General features: G+C 28.3%; 2 protein-coding genes. Both read left to right on the plus strand.

The window, feature by feature from the left end; genetic code table 11:
- Positions 1 to 266, plus strand: a 266-nt coding sequence (locus FS875_RS09735) for a hypothetical protein (protein ID WP_144756212.1), incomplete at its 5' end; no start/stop codon positions are given.
- Between the two features lie 981 nt (positions 267 to 1,247).
- Positions 1,248 to 1,727: a hypothetical protein gene (locus FS875_RS09740; protein ID WP_144756215.1), complete on the plus strand. Its 480-nt coding sequence runs from the start codon at positions 1,248 to 1,250 to the stop codon at positions 1,725 to 1,727.
- Positions 1,728 to 2,065: the final 338 nt, after the last annotated feature.

Below are 2,065 nucleotides of genomic sequence, written 5' to 3' on the forward strand. Positions count from 1 at the left end.
GCTTTATTTTTATAGCATTCATTCTTTTGTTTGCACAAGGTGCAGAAAGTCATATAAATATTGCTAAAGGGTTATTTCAAAGAGAGTTATTTTTTACTAATCAAGAGGAAAATATAGTAGCTCGAAATATAGATAGGACTGTGCTCTACCCTGTTGAAGAAAAAAATCAGCTAACTTTTATGAAAGTTAGGCAGGAGGGTTGTTTTTCAGTACTTTGGGGGATACTCTCATTTTTCATGACTATTTTAGTATTTGGTTTTAGGTAGTTTTCTAGCACTTTTGTGTTGCTCATAGTATTTTTATAAATCTGATGAGTTGATTTGTTTTATAAGTGCGTTTTGTAAATTTTAAAAATCAAAATTTTCAATGCATTACGCTGTGTGAAATAGGGGGCTGAACATTTTGTTTGAAGATGCTATGGGCTGTTTTTATATATTAATAAAAGTTGAAAATCATTTTGTTAATGTTTTTCTGTTTAAACATAGAGATCTTGATTGCCTCTTTTACACTTTATAACTTTTTTCAAAAATAGGACAGACTTTTAAATTTTATTTCTGGAGATATATTTGTTTTAAATCACTGTTTTTATTTTATCACGATTTTATTTCTCGACATTACTAAGCGTAAAACGATGTTATATCAATGAAGGATATAATAAAAGATCTTTTAAGAAGTATTGCATCTTTCTCTTAGCTCGATAATATGCAGGTATTAGTATGTTGGAAGTTCTTAATTTTATATTATTTTAAATTTATTTTTTAAGCTTTATTTTTCTATGAAAGTTAGAAAATTTTTATTATCTTAAAGTAGAGTTATAAAAATAATAGAATAATTTTACTATCATCAATGATAAAAGATTCTATTATAAGCAGAATAGATTATTTTGATATTTATAAGTCTTTTTAAAATTTTAGGTAATAATAGCATATAGATTAGTGATAGATTTTATTTTGGTAAAATTTTCGTAGTATGAGGCGATTCTCAACTGTGTTCATTATGTTTTATAGTCATTTGATTTTTAAATAAATTTTCTTAAATAGACCGTTCAGAGTTTTCTAGTATTATTGTTATTATTTTAAATTAATCAGTATTTATTTTTAAAATTTAAATTATATTATTTTTACCCCTTTACATGTAATACGTAATGTATTATATTTATCTTTGAACTGCATATAATGTATCATTTATTTTTATATATAAGTATTCTTTTACTTTTTCAGTGAAGAAAAAGAGGAGCAAAGAAAGCTATGTTTAAAATATTTGAAAATCGTGTGTGTTCATTTATTTTTACACTATTTATTCTTTTTTTTGTACAAACTATGGAGGGGAATGCAAGTTTGGTACAAAACCAATTTCAAGGAGTGGGAATTAGTGCAACACTAGAAAAAATTGTTGAAACACTAGAAAAAAGAGTCATTACTGAAACGGTAGATAAAGCTGTCATCCATGATGTTGAAGGACAAAAGGGATTGTCTTTTGTTAAAGGTATAATGGGTATAGGTAAAGATAAAGATAAAGATAAAGACCAAGACCAAGGTAAAGACCAAGGCAAACGCAAATATAATTTCTTTTCTGGGTTTAATTTTGACATGGTCAATGGCTTTAATGTCCTGTGGGCTGGGGCATGTTCTTTATCATTGGTTGTTTCTTTATGTGTCGGCGATGTAATGGGTGCTGCTGCATCTTTTCTAGGAATTGTAGGCGCAGTTGTAAACTATGTAGGTTAATGCATCTGGGGACTGATTTTTTATAGTTCATCGTTATAAGACGAGCACTTTTATCTCGCTTTATTCGTCTTTTAAGATTATCTGCATGCTCTGATATGAAAGTTATTCAGAAATATTTCATAACAAGGGATAAAGTAAAAATATCCCTGTATTCAGGGCCCTTACGCAGTAAGAAAAATGATAACAATAAGATGAATTTTAAAGCAATAGCGGGGGGATTTATAGATTTATACATGAGTGGGAAGTTTTTGAAGTAAAAGATCTTGTTTGGCACGAAGACGAGCAATCCATTGATCTTCACGAATAGTCGTATTATGCACTGTAATGAGTTCGTTTTT

Source organism: Bartonella saheliensis (assembly GCF_902162175.1).